Origin of the sequence: uncultured Victivallis sp. (genome assembly GCA_944389935.1) — a bacterium.
Taxonomy (GTDB): domain Bacteria; phylum Verrucomicrobiota; class Lentisphaeria; order Victivallales; family Victivallaceae; genus Victivallis.
In genome coordinates, this window is record CALXOE010000020.1 from 34,800 (window position 1) to 53,788 (window position 18,989).

Sequence of the window (18,989 nt, forward strand, 5' to 3'; positions counted from 1 at the left end):
CGGTTTGCGCGGAGGCGTTTTGCATATGTGGAAATTTCACAGCCGGGCATTGATCTTGCGGCAGAAATCGCGACACTGTTCGCGGGTCAACCGCAGCTTGTGAGCGAGCAGAATCTGAATTGTTTCGGCAATCGCGTTGACGGCCTGACGGCTGGTGCTCTGGATCGACGGGAAAGCCTCCGGCAACAGATCGGTCATCAGGGAAGGCACGCCGTTCACGATCGGATCGTAGGCGGGAAATGTGTGAATGTTCCGGCAGAAATCTGCATAACTTCCTGCATTGAAACAGCGTTCGAGCAACGAAAACCGCTCGTTTTTGCGCCCGCCTGCCGACAGGCCGACTCCCCAGACCGAAAGCGATGTGGCGGAACGTTTCCCGGCAGGAAGTTTCACCATGCCCCAGTCCGCCTCGGGCATGCGTTCACGCAAAAGCGCATAATCGACGCCGTCACCGATGAGCATTGCGGCGAAATCGTTGCTCATGAGATCGACAAGAGCGCTGCGCGCATCACCGTGGCGATGGCTGCAGACTCCCGGCTGCCGATAGAGTTCGGAGAAGAACGAGAGGGCCTCGAACGCCGGATCGCTGTCGATCACGCAGTTTCCATTGCGGTCGAAGAACTCGCCGTTGTTCTGAAATACGAACGGGATGAAGCTGTTGGGGGTGAAAAGTATCGCCAGTCCGTAGCAGATGACGCCGTCGCCGCCTGCCTCGGTCAGGAGTTCCGTGTGATGCAGGAGGTCGTTCCAGTTCCACGCTCCGTCCGGCACGGGGATGCCGCGGCGGCGGAACACCCGGCGGTTATAGAACAGCATGAGCGGGTTGAACGAAAGCGGCAGCGCATAGAGCTTGCCGCCGAAACTCATCGAGCGCAGCAGTTCCGGCGGAAATTTCCGGAGGGAGAGCAGCGTTGGATGTTCGAGAAATCCGTCGAGCGGCAGCAGCGCCTTCTCCGCAGCCAGAACCGGCAGCAAGCCCTCGTTCAGCGCAATCAATCCCGGATGTGACTCCGTGCCGGAATTCCTCGAAAGAATCCAGTCGATATAATGCGGATTGTAGTCGTAGGTCGCGGCGGGAAACGGCGAAAACTCCAGCTCCGGCGAAAGCGCCGCCGCCATCTCCATGGTCTCCATCGAGGGCAGCACGCAATCCCAGTTGTAGAAATAGTTTTTCGGATCCTCGACCGCGGCAGTTCCGCGGACGAACGTGCCGGAACCGGGTCTGCGCTCCACCAGACCTTTTTTCTCCAGGGCACGATACGCGGAGAGGCAGACTGCCGTGCTGATCTCATACTGCCCGGCAAGATCGCGTACGCTCGGCAGACGCGACCCGGCGGGAAGTGTCCCGTCGGAAATCCGCGCCTCCATCTCCGCCGCAATCCGCCGCGTCATCGGAATCCCATGACTCACACCATCCATTCCAAACTCCCTCCTTATTCCCGGATTATCGCCATTCCACTTTATATTTAATATATCACAATATATCACTTTGTCAAGAGGATTATTTTTATTTTATTTATTTAAAATACAGCTTGACAATGTGATTTATTTCTGGTATAATTATAAAAGAACAAATTCAACCGCAACCAAATATGAGGGACGGCAATGAAAAAGAGATCGTTTACCTTGATAGAGCTCCTGGTAGTGATTGCGATTATCGCCATTCTGGCGGGGATGCTGCTGCCCGCTTTGAACCAGGCGCGCAACAAAGCACGCGACATCAATTGTCTGAATAACATCAAACAACTTGCACTCGGGACAATTCAGTATACCGACGCGAACAACGGAATTATTCCGCCGCACACCTCCGGCGGGAATCCTGTCGATGCCACGTGGCTCGGCTTGATCGCGCCCTATGTCGGTATCAATCAAAGTACGGAATCGAATTGCAACAGCTGGTTGACGAAAAACAGCAACGGGACATATCAGCCGATTTCCAAACTGATGCTTTGTCCCGCCCGCGGCGCCGCCAGCGGCACGAAAAACGAACTGCTCCTGGACAATTACGGAATCAATTTCAATATGACCTATCAGGATGCGGAACATTCCAATACGATCAAAAGGCTCCGCCGTCCCTCGGAACGCTGTCTGCTGGGAGACAACTCCCGCATCACCTCGTCCTACAATTTTCCGATTCTCGAAGGAAAAAGCGATCTGTCCACTCGTCACTTCAACAATGCGGGCAGTAACATCGGTTACTGCGACGGCCACGCGTCGCCGTTGCGCAAGAACGATCTGCCGGATGGACAGCACATCTACTTCTGGGGTCGCTATGCCCCCGGGAATTACGGGGAGTGATTTCCCTTTTCCGCAACGAGTTCCATGAAATCCACAAAACGATGGTGCGAATATGAAAAAAATGATATCCACTCTGCTGTTCGGCGCATTCGCGCTCTCCGTCATGGCGGCGGAACTTTTCACCGACAACTTCGCGGGGAATCAACTCGGCGCTGACTGGCATGGAAGCGGCGGAACATTCTCCGTTGCGGACAACGCGCTTACGATCCGCTCCGAAAAGAGCAATCCGGTTCTCTATCTCAACGGGAAGAACTGGAAAAACTACCGGGTCACCCTGAATGTGACCCGGCCGACGGGTTCGCGTCTTCAGCTTTATGTGGGATGGCGCTATCCCGAATTCGTGAAGCTGGTCTTTTCGCCCCCCTACCCCGGAACGCTCAAGTTCATCACGGCCAAAGGCGAAACCGCCGCGGAATTCAACTACGCACAGAAAGTCGACGCCAAGTCTCCGCTCGCGATCGAAGTCGACGTTCTCGGGCGCAAGGTGATCTGCCGCATCAACGGGGTGGAAATCGGCACGTACGAAGCACCCGCTCAGGTCTATGGTTCGATCGCTCTCGGCGGCGAATGGAACTCGAATCTGCAGATCCGCAATCTCACGGTCACACAGCTGGAAGCTCCGGTGGAACCGAAGCCGCCGGTCGTCGACCGTTTCACGCGGCCCGAGATCCGGAACGGAACCTTTTACGTCGACGGGAAACCCACCTTCATGCTCGGCGTCAACGACTCCCAGAACTTCTGGGAGTTCGGCAAATTCAACGCCGAGCCGCCGTTCGCCCCAAACGACGTGTTCACGGATCTCATGAGCCGCGAGACCGCAAAGAAGATGGGCTTCAACTCTCTGCACGTCCCGACCTCGGCCCGGCAGGCGGCAGATCCGTATCTGGAGGAGTTGAAACTCACTCCGGAACAGGCCGACCAGCTGTTCGGGCTCGGCTACCCGCAACATTGGAGCGAGCGGGCGCGGCACCGGAAACGGGTAGCCGGAATACCACTCGTGGTCGATTACTCGGGGCTGCATCTCTCCACGATGCCGACACAGCGGGAAAGACTCCGGAAGGCAGGATTTCCCGCTGAATTTCTTCATGACGGCGGATTCATGCCCTACGTGCCGGAAGTTCCGCTCGGCAGAGCGATCTACAACACCTACTTCAGGGGCGGTGCCGAATATTGGCTCAACTACGGCAACTCGAATCCCTGGGTTTACGAACTCTTCAACGAAGTGCAGTGGTACCACTCCAAACACTTCGAAAACCGGAAGCTCTTCGGAGAGTGGCTTCGGAAAAAGTACGGCACGCTCGACCATCTCCGCGCCGTCTGGGGAGACGAAACACCCGCCTCATTCGAAGCCGTCGTCGACCTGACACCATGGAGCGGCAAGGCGATGAAGGCCGACTGGATGATGTTCCTCGGCGACCGTTTCGTCGAAGTATTCAACGACGGCAAAGCCGCGATTCAGAGCGTCGACCCGCGCCGCAGCAACGTCTACTTCGACATCGAAATCGCAGTTGCTTCGGTCTGGTATGAACAGAACGGCATCGATTATTACAAACTCATGAAAGCCGCCGACCTCTTCGGCACCGAAGGGGGCATGCCGTTCGGCCTCTTCGCCGAAAGCGGCAAAAGCTATCTCGACGACGTGATGAACAACTCGAAGATCAAAGTCATGTTCGTCAACGACCTTGCGCGCAGTTTCGCCGGCGACAAGCCGATCCTGAATCAGGAGGCCTATGTCAAGCGCACGCACGGCAAACTCGGCATCGTGCCGACCCGGCGCAGCGATTTCCCGACGCTCTTCTGGTTCGAGGTGTTCCACAACTTCTCCGGTTCGCAGGTCTACTGCTGGTGGCAGGGCTACCGCAACAACGGCTGGAAAACGCTCGAAGACGCCCGCAAAACCACCAAAATCGTTCCCCCGGCACTGCTGAATCCCTACGCTTATCCGTTCGAGTCTCTGAAGGGATTCAAGGATTTCGAAACCGAGATCGGACGGCTCGCCGAAATCGCCCTGCCCTATCCCCGCGTCACGCAGGAGATCGGCATTCTCTACTCTCTGCCGTCGGTCTGGCGGCAGCCGCACGCCGTGAGCGGGAATCAGAAATTCCCGTACCAGCAGAACTGCTTCCACTGGTACGATGCGTTCCTGCGCCGCCAGCTCCCGGTCGCGGTCATCACGGAGCAGGAGCTCATCGAGCGCGGCCCCGGTTCCTTCAAGGTCATCGCCGTGCCGTATCCGTCGCATACGTTCGCCGAAACGCCGGAGAAACTGCGCGAATTCGCGAAAAACGGCGGCATCGTCCTCGTCGGGGAAGGCTCGATGAAATTCGATCCCTACGGCCGCGAACTCAAAAATTCGAAACTTTCCGGAAAAAACGTCCGGACCATTCCGGCCGGAATCCCCTCGGATGAACAGGCGAAAAGGCTGAATGCCGCCCTCGACGACGCGGGTTACCGTGCGCCTTTCCGAGTCACCTCCTCCGATGAAAAACTGCTCTCCGAACTCGAAGCGCGGGTCATCCGCCGCCCCGGGACCGATCTCTACTTCTTCTGCAACTGGGATTCGCGCACGGCGGGGACCGTCCAGTTCCATCCGGCCCGTCTCTCCGGAAACCGGATTTACGTAACTGACATGGTGCGCATGGCGCCGATGCCCGCCCCCTCCGGCAAGCTGGAGTGGAGCGCCTCTGAACTTGCCGCCGGACTCCCGGTCGCGATTCCCTCCCAGGAACGCGTGCTCATCGCCGTCTCGACCCAACCGTTCGCGGAGGCGACGAATGCACCGCTCACCGCCGAAGCCGTCCGTAAACTCGCCGCCGACGCAAAACAGTTCCTTGACGCCGAAAATGCGAAACTCGACCGGGAACTCACCGAAGTCGAAGCCGCCGAAAAAGCCGCCTTTCTCGCGGCCCGCAAGCCATACCCGGCCAATCCCCGCTCCTGTGTTCCGCTCGATCTTTCCGACACGGCAAACATGGGATTCCGCGATGATGCGGCAGGAGACCGCAAAGGCGGCTGGACCGATCAGGGGGCGATGGATTTCCGTGAATTCCCGACTGGGAAGCAGACATTTGCGGGCGTTCCGTTTCAGGTGATCGACCCCGCCGGAAACGACGGAAAAAGCTGCATCGTCCTCGCAGGAACCGTCAAATATTTCCCGCAGGAATCAGCGGACATCAAAGTCGGCGGCCTCGTGAAGAATCTTTACTTCCTCCACACCGCCGCCTGGGGAGGACAGAAGGGCAGACAGTTCGAATACCGCATCACCTATAATGATGGAACCACAGAAACATTTCCGGTCAATGGCGGCAGCGAATGCAACGACTGGGTCGGCAACACGCCGATTTCCAACGGCAGCATCGTCGCGGAAACCGCCAAGCCGAACGGCGTCAAAATCGGCGCCTACGTGACAAGCTGGAAAAATCCACACCCGGAAAAACCGGTCCGGTCGATCAAAGCGGTATCCGCCGCTGCTGATGCAGTTCCGGTCATCATCGCCATCACCGCAGAACGGTAAAGAACACGCACGCCCCGGCCTCACCGCCGGGGCTTTTTTTCCATCAGAATATGAAAAAGCCGTCCCGCAGGAAACGGAACGGCTTCTGAATCAAAACAGCCTCAACGGTTATTTGAAAACCAGCACGCTCGGGTCATACCCCTCCGGCGCCTCGTAACCGAGCAACTCAATGCAGGTCGCCGCAAGCGAACTGATTCCAAGCCCCTCGCGCAGCTCCGGCTTGTACTCTCCTTTCGACTCCGGATCGTAGACGATGCACGGAACCGGATTCAGCGAATGGCTCGTCTTGCGCGCCGGAACGCCGTTCTTGTCGAGCTTCACGTTGCCTTTCTTGTCATGCTCGAGCATGTCGTCGGCGTTGCCGTGGTCGGCGCTGATGACCAGCACGCCGCCGGCCTCTGCAATCGCCTCCCGGATCCGCGCGAGACAGAGATCGAGCGACTCCATCGCAACGATGACCGCCTCCATATTCCCCGTATGTCCGACCATGTCGCCGTTCGGGAAGTTCAGCCGGATCATGCCGTATTTGCCGCTGCCGATCGCCTCAACAACCCGGTCGGTGATCTGCGCACACTTCATCCACGGACGCTGCTCGAACGGGACGATGTCGGAACGAATCTCCTCGTAATCGTCGAGCGTCTCGCTGAACTTCCCGGAACGGTTGCCGTTGAAGAAGTAGGTCACGTGACCGAACTTCTGCGTCTCACTGACCGCAAGCTGCGAAACCCCGGTCGCACAGAGATATTCGTCCATCGTCCGGTCGATCTCAGGCGGATTCACAAGGTAGAGCTTCGGCGCATGCAGGTCGCCGTCGTACTCCATCATACCCGCGTACATCACGTCCGGACGCACACCGCGGTCGAACTCAGCGAGTTCATCGGCTTCGAACGCCTTCGTGATCTCAAGCGCCCGGTCGCCGCGGAAGTTGAAGAAGATCACCGAGTCGTGATCGTGCATCGCCCCGACCGGCGTCTTTCCATCATCGGAAATCACGAACGGCGGCAGATCCTGGTCGATCGCACCCGTGCGTTTGCGCAGTTCCTCGACCGCTTCATGCGCGCTCTTGAACATCTCGCCGTTGCCGTGCACGTGGATCTCCCATCCCTTGCGAACCATATCCCAGTTCGCTCCGTAACGGTCCATCGTAATGACCATACGCCCGCCGCCGGAGGCGATCCGCGCATCGAAACTCCCGTCGTTCAGCCCCGCAAGAAACTCCTCGAACGGATCGATGTAGTCGAGCGCGGAGGTCTCGGGAACGTCGCGACCGTCGAGCAGCGCATGAATCCGGACATGTTTCACGCCCGCTTTCTTCGCCTCTTCAACCATCGCTTTCAGGTGATTGATGTTGCTGTGGACGTTGCCGTCCGAGAAAAGCCCGAGAAAATGCAGCGTCGAATCGTGCGACTTCACATTGTCGACGAGTTTCTTCCAGACGTCGCCTGCAAACAGCTTCTTCGACGTGACCGCCTCTTCAACCAGCTTCGCACCCTGCGAAAAAACGCGGCCGCAGCCGATCGCATTGTGCCCGACTTCACTGTTGCCCATATCGGCGTCGGAGGGCATGCCGACCGCCGTTCCGTGCGCCTTGAGTTTCGTGGTCGGGCAGCTCGCCATCAGACCGTCGAGCACCGGAGTGCGCGCGAGTTTCACGGCGTCTCCGTCGGCATACTTGCCGAAACCGACGCCATCGAGAATACAGAGCACCACGGGACCGCGGCGCGGTGTGAATTTCGGATTCTTCTTCAATGCTTCCAACATAATGACAAACTCCTCAAATCAGTTAGCTGCGGTGACCTTCGACCTGAGCCGAGATGACACCTCTCTTGCTGGTTTCACAAAAATGGATGAATTCCTGAACTTCCGGAATCTGCGGCAGTTCCGTCCGGATCTTCTCGAGCGCATTCGCCGGAATGAGCCCGCTGCGGTAGTAGATGCGGAAAATCTGCTTGATGATCGAAATCGTCTCGGTCGAGAATCCCGCACGCTGCAGCCCGACCTTGTTGATCATCTTGACGCCCCCGTTGCGCCCCTCCGCCATCATGAACGGCGGCACGTCCTTGGAGAAGACCGATCCTCCCGAGATGATCGCGTAGCGGCCGACCCGGCAGAACTGATGAATGCCGACCAATCCCGAGATCAGCGCGTTGTCGAACACCTGGCAGTATCCGGCGGTCCCGGCGTAGCCGACGTAGATGACGTTGTTCCCGACGATGCAGTTATGGGCGACATGAGTCGCATTCATGAACATGTTGTGGTTGCCGATCCGGGTCTCGCTGCCGGGCTTCGTTCCGGTATGGATCGTGCAGCCTTCGCGGAAGATGTTCCCGTCGCCGATGTTCAGGTAGGTCGCCTCGCCCGGCACGACCGAGTGATCCTGCGCCGGCTGCCCGAGCGATGCAAACGGATGAATGACGTTTTCGCGCCCGAGGGTCGTGTAACCGTCGATATTGCAGTGACCGATCAGACGGGTACCCGCACCGATCTTCACATTCGGACCGACATAGCAGAATGGACCGACTTCGACGCCGTCTTCGAGCGTCGCTCCGTCGGCGACGATTGCAGAGGGATGGATTTTCGCCATGATACTCTATACCTCGCTGTTTCTGGATTCGTGTAAGTTTGCCTAATATACCATCAAATCCGCCGACTATCAAATCCCGGCGCTTGCAAAACCCGGGAAAAGAGCGTATTTTAACAGGAAAGGGATTGTTTGTTTGAATGAAACTCTGTCTGATACTCGACCGGCTGCGCAGCGCGCACAACACCGGCAACATATTCCGCATCGCCGAAGCGCTCGGAGCGGAGATCGTCGCCTGCGGGTACACCCCCGCGCCGCCGCATCCGAAACTCGCGAAAACCGCGATGGGTACCGATCTCACCGTCCCCTGCCGCACCATGCCGGATGCCGCATCGGCCATCCGCATGCTGCGCAGCGAGGGCTACCGGATGATCCTCGCGGCCGAACCGGGCCCGGAAAGCGTATTCGCCTGGGAGAAAAATTATGAATTCCCGCTCGCGGTGGTCTTCGGCAACGAGGCGCTCGGAGTCTCGCCCGAGGCTCTCGCGGAGGTTGACGGTCTCATCGGGCTGCCGATGCTCGGGCAGAAAGCCTCCATCAACGTCGGAAACGCCGCCGCCGCCATCCTCTACGCGGTCGTGGCGGTCACCCAATACGGAGTTCGAAAACCATGAAGATCATTCTCGTCGGCAAAAATCTCGAGGATATCCGCCCGATGCTCGCGGCCCGCGGATTCGTCGAAGACGCCGCCGCGCCGGAACTGGTTGTGGCCCACGGCGGAGACGGGGCTCTGCTCGGAGCCGCCCGCGCCTACCCGAAGCTGCCGCTGCTGCCGATCCGCGACGCGCGCACCGCGCCGCTCTGCCCCGAACACGAGTGCGGAATCCAGCTCGATGCGTTCCGCGCCGGCACGACGCAGCTCACCCGCATGCCGAAAGTGTGCGGCACGGTCAGGGACATCACGCTGAGTGCGCTCAACGACGTGTTTCTGCACAACCACGACCGGTCGAGCGCGCTGCGCTACCGTGTCCGCATCAACCGCGAACTCTATGCGAACGAGGTCGTCGGCGACGGAGTCGGAATCGCGAGCGTCCACGGCAGCACCGCCTATTACAAGAGCATCACCCACAGCATCTTCCGGGTCGGAATCGGGCTGGCGTTCAGCAATTCGACCGAAGAGGTGAGCCACCTTGTGCTGGACTCCTCCTCGGTCATCGAGATTGAAGTCGTCCGCGGTCCCGGAATCCTCATCGCCGACAACGCTCCCGAGCGGCCGCTCGTCTCCGAGGGAGAGCTCGTCACGTTCCGTCAGTCCGGGGAGTGTGCCGAGGTCTATGGACTTGAGAACTTCATGTGCCCCGCCTGCCGCGCGCTCCGCCATCCGAGTCCGCAGCCGCGCCCGTCCGGCTGGCTCTTCTGAAGCGTCAAAAGCTTTACGCACCGTCCGCGAGCGCACGATCTCCATCGGGATGGTGCACAAGTTCCTGCGGCGCCGCCGCGAGAAATGCGTCGAATTCGGTTTTCGTGCAGAGAAACGAAATCTGCGCCCGGAACTCCCCGCGGAACCCGCGTCCACGAACGTAGTCGTGCAGGATTTTCCGCGCGATCCGCATCGCGGATTCTTCACCGTAAAGTTCGATCATTCCATAAATGTGATTCCGGACGAGTTCGCTCCACTGTGCGATGGTCGGGGGAGAATACCCCTCCCCCTCCGCAAGTTCCCGGAAGAGCCACGGATTCCCCATCGCGCCGCGCGCAAGCATCACTGCGCCGCAGCCGGTTTCGTGCCGGATCTCGTCATAACTCACCCGCCCGGTCACACCGCCGTTCGCAATGATCTGAACTCCGGGCAGCGCCTCGCGCACAAGCCGGATCTGATCGAACGCGACAGGGCCGGAATAAAACGCCTCCTTGACTCTCCCGTGAATCGTTATCGCCTCCGCTCCGAGCCGGGCAAGCCCTTTCGCAAGTTCGAGCGTCGGCGCCGGATCTGCCGCATCAACGATCCGGATCTTCGCGGAGAGCCGGTGGCGCGACCGTTCCCGGAACAGGGCAAAACATTCGAGCGCCCGGTCGATATGCCTCCCCAGTTCCGCGCCGGCACCTTTCTTCGCAACTTTCGGAACCGGACAGCCGAGGTTGAAGTCCAGAATATCAAAGGAGTATTCATTCAGCACATCAAGCGCGATCTTCAGATGCTCGAGATTCGCTCCGACGAGCTGAACCCCGAGAAAAGACTCATCCTCTCCACGGCGCAGCATCGACTCCGACCGCTTGCGGGCGTAGGCCAGAGAGGCCGCATCGACCATCTCCGTGAATGCGTAACGACAGCCGCAGCTGCGCGCAGCGCGGCGATAGGCAAGGTCAGTATAACCTGAAAGCGGAGCAAGCACAAGTGCATTCTCCGGATACGGAAACTGGAAACTCATCTGGCTACTTCATCTTGACGATCTGCTGCTGGAGTTTGCGCAGCGCCTGATTCTGAATCTGACGAACCCGTTCATTCGTACAGCCGATGATTGCACCGACCTCTTCGAGCGTACGCACCGGCTCGCCATCGAGGCCGAACCGCAGACGCAGCACCTGGCGCTCGCGCTCGGGCAGCGTCTCGAGCAGCGCCAGAAGCTGTTCGATGTCCTCAAGGTTGATCAACTCCTGATCCGGCCCCGGAGCGGTTTCATCATGAACGAATTCCATGAATTCCCCGCCATCGCTCTCATCGCTCGAAACCGGCGCATTGAGCGAGTGAACCTCCACCTGATTCGAGCTGCGCAGCCGCTGAATCGTCGCGACCGGCAGTTTTGCCGCGTCTGCGACCTCTTCGTCGGTCGGTTCGCGCCCGAGCTTGTCAGCGAGTTCACGGGTCACCTTGCGGATCCGCCGCCAGTTGATCTGCGTGCCGATCGGAACGCGCACCGTGCTGACCTGTTCGGCGATCGCCTGCCGGATCGCCTGTTTGATCCACCAGGCGCTGTACGTACTGAACCGCGCTCCACGCGAGGGGTCGAACTTCCGGGCGGCGGTGATGAGACCACGATTCCCCTCCGAGACAAGATCGTCCCAGGAGAGTCCGCGCCCCAGAAAATCATTCGCGATCTTCTGTACAAGCCGCAGATTCTGCTCAATCAGGGCATTGACGCGCTCTTCTTCGGTCTGCGTCTCCGGGGACGCAGACTGGCTCTGCGCGTCAATGCGTTCTTTCTCGCTCTGCCGGGTTGTGCCGGTATTCTCCTCCTCCACTTCCGACCTCGCAGTTAAGAATTTTTCAGATCTGGTCGAGCGTGCCCTTATATGCGTTCAGCAACGCTTCCAGTGCAATATGCTTTTCGCCGCCGGCTTTCGACCGGAAAGTCAACTCCGGCTGCTCCGTCACCGTTCCGACGCAGGCGAACGGAATGCCCTTGAGCTTCTCCTCGAAGGCCGCCCGATCGGACGGACGCACCGTCGCGACAAACCGGCTGTTCGACTCCGAGAAAAGGATTTCGACATCGCTGCAGCCCTCTGCCGGAATCGCGTCGAGATCGATCTCGAGTCCGAGACGCCCCGCCATCGCAACTCGCGCAAACGCCACGCCCAATCCGCCGAGTGCGGGCGTCGTGAGCGACTGCACAAGTTCCGCATCGGTCGCCGCCGAAACCGCCCGGTAGATCGCTTTCGCCCGCTCCGCATCCACTTTCGGCACCTGGTTGCCGAGCGCGCCGAGCATTGCAAAATATTCACTTCCGCCGAGCTCCGGCAATGTCCGGCCGATCACGTAAACAAGATCCCCGGCCTGTTTGGCGTCAGGCGTAACCGACTTGCGGATATCGTCCATCTTGGAAATCATGCTGAAGAGCAGCGACGGAGGAATCGAAATCTTGCGCCCGCCGCGCGTGCTGTCGTTCTTCATCGAATCCTTGCCCGAGATGCACGGCACGAGAAATGCCTTCGTGTAATCCGCCAGCGCTTCGTTCGCGCGGACGAGCTGCGCGAGTTTGTATTCGCCGTCCGGCGTCTTTTCGCTCTGCACCGGATCGGGCCAGCAGAAGTTGTCGAGGCAGGCGATCTTGTCGAGCTTGCCGCCGACCGCGATCACGCGGCGGATGCCGAGGTCGATCTCCGACGCCGCCATGTGGTAAGTGTCGATATCGCTGTAGCGCGGCAGCAGCGCCGACGAAAGAATCACGCCCTCCGTCGAAAGCGGTTCGATCATCGTGACGGTCGCATCGCCCTGCACGTCGCGACATTTGCCGATAAACGGCTTGACCACACTCAACCCCTTGACCTCGTGGTCGTACTGGCGGGCCTTGTATTCATCGGAGCAGATGTTCAGCCGCCCCATCATCGCGACCAGATCCGCAGCACAGTCGCGGCAGGAGATCGACGGCTCCTCAAAGTGCGGCGCTTTCCACACCGCTTTCAGATGCATCTGCGGCAGCCCGTCGTGCATGAACTCGAGATCGAGCAGACAGACGGTCTTACCGTCGTACAGGATGTGAAACTTGCCGTCATTGGTGAACTCTCCGAGGACCGAAACCTCCACATCACGTTCCGCCGCAAGGGTTTTAAACTCCTCGATCTTCTCGGGCGGAACCGCGAAGCTCATGCGCTCCTGCGCTTCCGAGACCAGAATCTCCCACGGCTGAAGCCCTGCGTATTTGACCGGTGCTTTCGCCAGATCCATGCGGCAGCCGTTGCAGTGCTCGGCCATCTCGCCGACGCTCGAAGAGAGCCCGCCGGCGCCGTTGTCGGTGATGAACCGGTAGAGGCCGCGATCGCGCGCCTCGCGGATAAAGTCACTGAGCTTCTTCTGCGTGATCGGATCACCGATCTGAACGGCCTGAACGGGGCTGTCCTTGTGCAGCTCCTCGCTCGAAAACGTCGCGCCGTGGATGCCGTCCTTGCCGATCCGTCCGCCGCCCATGACGATGAGGTCGCCCGGTTCGATCCGCTTCGTCCAACCCGGCACACCGTTGATGCTCTTCGGCAGAGTACCGACCGTGCCGCAGTAGACCAGCGGCTTGCCGATATAACGCGCATCGAAATATTCAAACCCGTTCCCATAAGGGATTCCGGACTGATTGCCGCCGTCGATCACGCCCTTGTGCACCCCGTCGCGCAACCGCCGCGGATGCAGCAGTCCCTCCGGAACATCCTTGTCGTCGGTAAACGGCGAACCGAGGCAATACCCCCAGACGTTGATCAGGAGATCTGCCCCCTGCCCCGTCCCGAGCGGGTCACGGTTCACGCCGACGATTCCGGTCATCGCCCCGCCGTAGGGATCGAGCGCCGACGGACTGTTGTGGGTCTCGACCTTGTAGACGAGATCGACCTTGTCGTTGAAAGTGATGACGCCGGCATTGTCCTTGAAGACCGAAACGAGATAATCGACTTTCTCGCCGATTTCCTTTGTACTCTTCTGGATGAAAGTCTTATAGCAGGAGGTGATTTCGCGCTTCTCGCCGGTTTCGGCATCGGTGTAGTCGACTTTCGCGGCGAAGATCTTGTGCTTGCAGTGTTCGCTCCAGGTCTGGGCGATGACCTCGAGTTCAACGTCGGTCGGATTGCGTCCGAGACCGTAGGCCTCGCGGTTCTTCGCATTGCGGAAATAGTTCTGGATCGCTTTCATCTCCTCCAGCGACAAGGCGAGAATTCCATGACGGCTGATTTCCATGAGCTTCTCGTCGGGAACTTCGAGATCGTATTCGCGCACTTTCACGTTATCGACGCCGGTCACGAACGGCAGATTCATCGGAATCCCGTCGGAGACCTCTTCGCCGGAGAGAACGCAAACCGTCTGGATCAGTTCATTTGCAAGCAGTTTCGATGCGATCGCCTGCGCCTGTTCCCGGGTCAGATCGCGACCGTAGAAAAGGTATTCGGTCGAACTGAACACGACTTCGTTTTCCCCGAGTTTGCGGCCGAGAATGTCGCCGACCGCCGACTTCGCGGAACGGCCGACATTATCGGTCACACCCGGCCGGAAACCGACCGCAACCAGGAAGTCACACTCGGGCAGCTCCTGGAAATTCTCGGATTTGGCCGCGGTGACCCGCCACCCCTGCAGCACCGGATTGTAAAGCAACGCGGCGACCTTCTGCGCCTCTTTCTCGGTGATATCCGCCACGACCGTGTACACGTCGCGCGTGCGAACCTGCTCCACGGGGAAGCCGTAAAACTTTTCAATCTGTTTCTTAACGCCCTCGCCACGGGCGTCGCGCCACTGCGGCAGCGGCGAAATTTCGATTCTGTAATTCATCAGCCAGGCCTTTCCATGCAATACCATTCCTGTCAAAGGGTAATTTACACCCGAACTCGTCCGGATACAAATCAGAATCCGTGACTTTTTCCACATTCCACAAAATTCCGCATGCGCTCCGGACATCGGTCCGAAAACGCTTGAAATCTCCGAATATCAGGAGTATATTAACCGGAATAATCTTTTTATCTGGCAATCAAAATATCGGGGAATACCGGGAATGGCGATTTCATTCAACGAAACGAACAAAGTGTTCAAGCTCGACGCAGGAGCCTCCACCTATGCGTTCATGATCGAACCGAACGGATATGTGGCTCATCTTTATTATGGTCCGGAAGTTGCATCCGACGCATTCGCATATCTTTACCGTCCGATGGAACGGGCTTTTTCACCGGCCGCGCCGGGTACGACCGCCCCGGAGTCACGCGATGTGATCCTCCAGGAGTTCGGCACAAACGGGGTCGGCGACTTCCACGCGCCCTCCATCATTGTCCGCCAGGGGAACGGGCACACGGTTACGGATTTCAAATACCGCTCCCATCAGATTCGGAAAGGGAAACCGGCGCTTCCCGGACTGCCGGCGACGTTCGGCAGCGACGATGATGTCGATACGCTGGAACTCTCGCTTTACGACGAAGCGAGTGATGTGGAAATTCTGCTGCGTTACAGTGCGTTCCGGAAATACAACGCCATCGCCCGCTCCGTGCAGGTAGTGAATCATTCCGCCGAGACGGTGCATCTGGAGAAAATCGCGAGCGCCGCACTTGATTTCGCAGACGGCCTGCTCGACCTGATTCACCTGCCCGGGGCCTGGGCGCGTGAACGCTCGGTGGAACGCCATCCGGTGAACCATTCGCGGACCGTACTCGAATCCGTGCGCGGACTTTCGAGTCACCAGCAGAACCCGTTTTTCGCGCTGGCGACGCCGGAAACGACTGAAAGGAACGGCGAAATCTTCGGCGCGGCGCTGCTTTACAGCGGGAATTTCGCTGCGGAGATCGAACTCGATCAGTTCAACCAGCTTCGCGCCCAGATCGGCATCAACGAGCGCACATTCGAGTGGACGCTCGCGCCGGGAGAAAGTTTCACGGCGCCGGAAGTGCTTCTCGTCTATTCCCGGGACGGGATCGGCGGGATGAGCCGGACATTCCACGACATGTTCCGGAATCACCTGATCCGCAGCTACTGGAAAGATCTGAAACGTCCGATTCTCGTCAACAACTGGGAAGCGACCTACTTTGATTTCGATGCGAAAAAGCTGCTCTCGATCGCGAGGGACGCGGCTGATCTGGGCATTGAGATGCTCGTCCTCGACGACGGCTGGTTCGGCAGGCGCAATGACGACCGCTCGAGCCTCGGAGACTGGTTCGTCAACGAGGAGAAACTCGATGGCGGGCTCGGCAAACTGGTGAAAGAGGTCAATCAACTCGGGCTCAAGTTCGGACTCTGGTTCGAGCCGGAGATGATCTCGCGCGAGAGTGAGCTTTTCCGTGCCCATCCGGACTGGTGTCTGCACGTGCCCGGCCGCGGTGCGTCGGAGGGGCGAAACCAGTTGGTGCTGGACATGTCGCGTCCGGAAGTGGTCGATTATCTGTATGAGACGATCTGCAAGGTGCTGGACAGTGCGAACATCGAATACATCAAATGGGATGCGAACCGTCATCTTACCGAGGTCGGTTCGGCGGTGATGCCTGCGGACCGGCAAAAAGAGGTCTCACACCGTTATGTGCTTGGGATGTACGAGCTGCATGAGCGGCTGTTGAAACGGTATCCGAAACTTCTGATCGAGGGTTGTTCCGGTGGTGGCGGTCGCTTTGACGCGGGGATGCTCTACTACGTTCCGCAGATCTGGACCAGCGACGACACGGATGCGATCGAACGTCTGAAGATCCAGTATGGGACGAGCCTGGTCTACCCCTGCTCGACGATGGGTGCGCACATTTCGGATTGCCCGAATCATCAGACGGGGCGGATCAATCCGTTTGCGACGCGGGGTTATGTTGCATTGTCGGGGACGTTCGGCTATGAACTTGACCTCAATAAGATGAACGACGAGGAGCGTGCGGAGATCCGGAAACAGGTTGCGGCGTACCACAAATACAATCATCTGGTGGCGCAGGGGGATCTTTACCGTCTGACGGATCCGTTCAATCCCGGGACGGTGGTGGTGATCTGGGAACATGCTGCGAAAGACGGTTCAGAAGCTTTGGTGACGATGGTTCAGCCGCGGAACGTGCCGAATGGTCAGCTGTTCCGGGTGCGGTTGTGCGGACTTGATCCGGCGGGGGTTTACAAAGAGGAGAAGAGCGGCGTCTGCTACACGGGAGAGATGCTGATGAATGCCGGTTTGAACGTACCGCGCTATGAGCGTGACGGAGCAGGAGAACTCTTCCATTTTGTTCGCATCTGACAAGGGGTGAGGCACGGGAAATGCAGGAAAGCGCCTTGATTTCCCGTGTTTCCCCTTGAAAAACGAGCAAACTGCGGATATTTTATAGGACAGAAACAAGCCGGCCCGGTAGCTCAGAGGATAGAGCAGCTGCCTTCTAAGCAGTTGGCCGTGGGTTCGATTCCCGCCCGGGCTACCATTTTAACTCCCTGATTTCAAGCAAGAAGCAACACAAAACCAACTTCTCTGCCTCATCCTGAATCAAGCTGATTTTTGCTGTATTCATTGCAGAAATTGCCACATTTTTGCCACATTTTTTTATTTCCTTTTCAGACCTCAATCTTTTGTGCTCTATGCAGATTCCAAGTTGAACTTTGAAATTGCATAAAACAGACCTTGAACCCAGACCAGCACAACCCGGTAAAAACTTACTTCTCAAATATCCAACTCCCTGCATAAACAGGATGAAAATCAGCGAAGCCGTTGAATGAGATGATTCTGTTTCGTTGTGAGTTCGCCCCCCTCGCTCTGAGATTCCGCTGTTCTGTGTGAAATTATGCTTGCACATATCATTTATTTATCTCCGTCATCTTATGCGGGGGAATAATCCGGTCAAAGTACCAACTGCGCTGTGCAGGAGATCACGCATCAAAAGTCCCCGCGCCAGCAGGCATGTTTCGCGTTATCAAAAACAGGTAAATTGGTAGTACCTATATAAGCCTCCGGTGAGGGCTTCAGACATCACCGGAGGCTTATTCCTGCAGAAAGGAAACAGAATAAACCGTAAGCAAGAGAAAGACAGTAACATGAGAAACGAAAAAATCACCTACGAGGAGCAGTATCACGGGCATCCTATCATGACCGATAAAGCTAAACAGCTTGGATGTAAAGAATCGATATTGCAGAAGATCGATCAACTGATGACCGACATGAGCAACCGTCACAGCAAAACTTTCTTTATGCGGTTTGATATCAGATTCCCGCAAGGCTACGATTATCCGAATGACAACGAACTCTTCAGCCAGTTTCAGGAGAGCTTCATCAAGAACCGTAAAAGGGCAGGATATGACCCGGCGTATATTGCAGTCCGGGAGTGTGCCCGGGAGAAACATCAGCACTATCACGTTGCTTTGATGATGAACGGACACAAGACGCAAAATATCCACGACCATATCCAGACAGCGGAACGGCTATGGGAGAAGACGCTGGATCTGCCTCCGAAATACGATGATGCAGGACAGCCAATCAGCTACGGTCTGATTGACGATTGTATGAGGAACCGGCAAGGTCAACCGCAGGGAAACGGTGTCATGCTCCGAAAGGATGATCCCGAATATGAACGCAAATACGATCAGTGTTTCCGACGTTGCAGCTACCTTGCCAAGGTCAACCAGAAAGACGCCTCCCCCAAACATCAGCGGGAACTATTCTCGTCCCGCATTCAAAAGAACCAATGAAAGGAAATCGCTATGACCGAACAAGAACTGAATGTCTTCCTTGATCTGGAATGGAACTGTGCAGCATTCACTCCGGACACGGAACACCTCTCCGAACCGTTATCTCCGCCCCAGTGAGCACGCATCCTCTCCCGACACCCGGAACTCCTGGAACTCTGCCCCTTCTCCGAGTTCCCCCCAGACGAATGGATTAATGTGTTGACCAGGCATTCTTTTCGGACTCACATATCCGATGAAGTTTCTCAGCTGTAGTATCAGAATCTAAAAAGGCTCTTTTTTATGCCCGCTATTGCAGAATGAGTAAAGTGTCAGACAACGAATTTTAACCACTCCGCCCCAGGAACCAACAACTGCAATCCTAAGTTATTCGACTGTACAACCTGTCCGACTTGGCAGTCATTGTAAGAATTCAATCTGGCACAGCGCGGTTTTGCAACCTGTTCTCTTGACCTTTTCGGCTTCGGGGAGTGGGAGGTCAGGGGGCGGAAGAGTGCTGAACTGCAGAAAGAGTTTTACCGGGATTTTCCCAACTGGTCGTTGGATGGAGTTCAGGTGCGTCTTCACCGCATGGC

General features: G+C 57.6%; 12 protein-coding genes and 1 tRNA gene. 7 read left to right on the top strand and 6 right to left on the bottom strand.

Translation table 11 applies throughout. The features are described 5' to 3' along the window. Window positions 1–36: 36 nt before the first annotated feature. Window positions 37–1,419, bottom strand: coding sequence for an extracellular solute-binding protein (locus Q0J85_RS07850; protein WP_294480017.1), 1,383 nt, complete (start codon window positions 1,417–1,419; stop codon window positions 37–39). 186 nt (window positions 1,420–1,605) lie between these two features. On the opposite strand from Q0J85_RS07850, the gene Q0J85_RS07855 reads away from it, so the two are divergent. After that, a complete protein-coding gene (locus Q0J85_RS07855; RefSeq protein WP_294480020.1) occupies window positions 1,606–2,298 on the top strand; it encodes a DUF1559 domain-containing protein in 693 nt (230 codons plus the stop codon). 52 nt (window positions 2,299–2,350) lie between these two features. After that, entirely contained in the window at window positions 2,351–5,812 is a 3,462-nt protein-coding gene (locus tag Q0J85_RS07860) for a beta-galactosidase trimerization domain-containing protein (RefSeq protein ID WP_294480024.1), read from the top strand. 108 nt (window positions 5,813–5,920) lie between these two features. Here the strand turns inward: Q0J85_RS07860 and gpmI are convergent, their stop codons facing one another. Beyond that, entirely contained in the window at window positions 5,921–7,573 is a 1,653-nt protein-coding gene (gene gpmI / locus Q0J85_RS07865; RefSeq protein WP_294480027.1) for a 2,3-bisphosphoglycerate-independent phosphoglycerate mutase, read from the bottom strand. Window positions 7,574–7,595: 22 nt separating this feature from the next. Continuing rightward, window positions 7,596–8,396 carry an acyl-ACP--UDP-N-acetylglucosamine O-acyltransferase gene (gene lpxA / locus Q0J85_RS07870; protein WP_294480029.1) on the bottom strand — a complete coding sequence of 267 codons (801 nt, stop codon included), beginning with the start codon at window positions 8,394–8,396 and terminating at the stop codon, window positions 7,596–7,598. A 137-nt stretch (window positions 8,397–8,533) separates the two neighbouring features. Between lpxA and Q0J85_RS07875 the strand changes: the two genes are divergently transcribed. Both Q0J85_RS07875 and Q0J85_RS07880 read left to right on the top strand, forming a co-directional pair. Continuing rightward, window positions 8,534–9,007, top strand: coding sequence for a TrmH family RNA methyltransferase (locus Q0J85_RS07875; RefSeq protein ID WP_294480030.1), 474 nt, complete (start codon window positions 8,534–8,536; stop codon window positions 9,005–9,007). After that, entirely contained in the window at window positions 9,004–9,753 is a 750-nt protein-coding gene (locus Q0J85_RS07880) for a hypothetical protein (protein ID WP_294480033.1), read from the top strand. The genes Q0J85_RS07875 and Q0J85_RS07880 overlap by 4 nt, the downstream gene beginning before the upstream one ends. 13 nt (window positions 9,754–9,766) lie before the next feature. On the opposite strand, the gene Q0J85_RS07885 is transcribed toward Q0J85_RS07880, so the two are convergent. The 3 genes from Q0J85_RS07885 to Q0J85_RS07895 are packed head-to-tail and all read right to left on the bottom strand — an operon-like array spanning window position 9,767 to window position 14,571. Beyond that, window positions 9,767–10,762 (bottom strand): tRNA-dihydrouridine synthase, encoded by a 996-nt coding sequence (locus Q0J85_RS07885; protein WP_294480035.1) that lies wholly within the window; start codon window positions 10,760–10,762, stop codon window positions 9,767–9,769. 4 nt (window positions 10,763–10,766) lie between these two features. Further along, window positions 10,767–11,573: an RNA polymerase sigma factor RpoD/SigA gene (locus Q0J85_RS07890; protein WP_294480036.1), complete on the bottom strand. Its 807-nt coding sequence runs from the start codon at window positions 11,571–11,573 to the stop codon at window positions 10,767–10,769. Window positions 11,574–11,598: 25 nt separating this feature from the next. After that, window positions 11,599–14,571: an AIR synthase-related protein gene (locus Q0J85_RS07895; RefSeq protein ID WP_294480040.1), complete on the bottom strand. Its 2,973-nt coding sequence runs from the start codon at window positions 14,569–14,571 to the stop codon at window positions 11,599–11,601. Between the two features lie 220 nt (window positions 14,572–14,791). Here Q0J85_RS07895 and Q0J85_RS07900 point away from each other — a divergent pair, with 220 nt between their 5' ends. From Q0J85_RS07900 to Q0J85_RS07910, 3 genes are all read left to right on the top strand, one after another. Next, on the top strand, window positions 14,792–16,981 hold the full coding sequence (locus tag Q0J85_RS07900; RefSeq protein ID WP_294480042.1) for an alpha-galactosidase: 2,190 nt from the start codon (window positions 14,792–14,794) through the stop codon (window positions 16,979–16,981). A 102-nt stretch (window positions 16,982–17,083) separates the two neighbouring features. Next, window positions 17,084–17,159 (top strand) — tRNA-Arg (locus Q0J85_RS07905). Between the two features lie 607 nt (window positions 17,160–17,766). Next, complete coding sequence (locus Q0J85_RS07910; protein ID WP_294480047.1) at window positions 17,767–18,417, top strand: inovirus-type Gp2 protein; 651 nt, start codon at window positions 17,767–17,769, stop codon at window positions 18,415–18,417. Window positions 18,418–18,989 lie beyond the last annotated feature (572 nt).

Coding starts and splice junctions, on each gene's coding strand:
- Q0J85_RS07860 (WP_294480024.1), top strand. CDS start 2,351: ATGAAAAAAATGATATCCACTCTGCTGTTCGGCGCATTCGCGCTCTCC.
- Q0J85_RS07875 (WP_294480030.1), top strand. CDS start 8,534: ATGAAACTCTGTCTGATACTCGACCGGCTGCGCAGCGCGCACAACACC.
- Q0J85_RS07885 (WP_294480035.1), bottom strand. CDS start 10,762: ATGAGTTTCCAGTTTCCGTATCCGGAGAATGCACTTGTGCTTGCTCCG.
- Q0J85_RS07910 (WP_294480047.1), top strand. CDS start 17,767: ATGAGAAACGAAAAAATCACCTACGAGGAGCAGTATCACGGGCATCCT.
- Q0J85_RS07880 (WP_294480033.1), top strand. CDS start 9,004: ATGAAGATCATTCTCGTCGGCAAAAATCTCGAGGATATCCGCCCGATG.
- Q0J85_RS07900 (WP_294480042.1), top strand. CDS start 14,792: ATGGCGATTTCATTCAACGAAACGAACAAAGTGTTCAAGCTCGACGCA.
- lpxA (WP_294480029.1), bottom strand. CDS start 8,396: ATGGCGAAAATCCATCCCTCTGCAATCGTCGCCGACGGAGCGACGCTC.
- Q0J85_RS07855 (WP_294480020.1), top strand. CDS start 1,606: ATGAAAAAGAGATCGTTTACCTTGATAGAGCTCCTGGTAGTGATTGCG.
- Q0J85_RS07895 (WP_294480040.1), bottom strand. CDS start 14,571: ATGAATTACAGAATCGAAATTTCGCCGCTGCCGCAGTGGCGCGACGCC.
- Q0J85_RS07850 (WP_294480017.1), bottom strand. CDS start 1,419: ATGGATGGTGTGAGTCATGGGATTCCGATGACGCGGCGGATTGCGGCG.
- gpmI (WP_294480027.1), bottom strand. CDS start 7,573: ATGTTGGAAGCATTGAAGAAGAATCCGAAATTCACACCGCGCCGCGGT.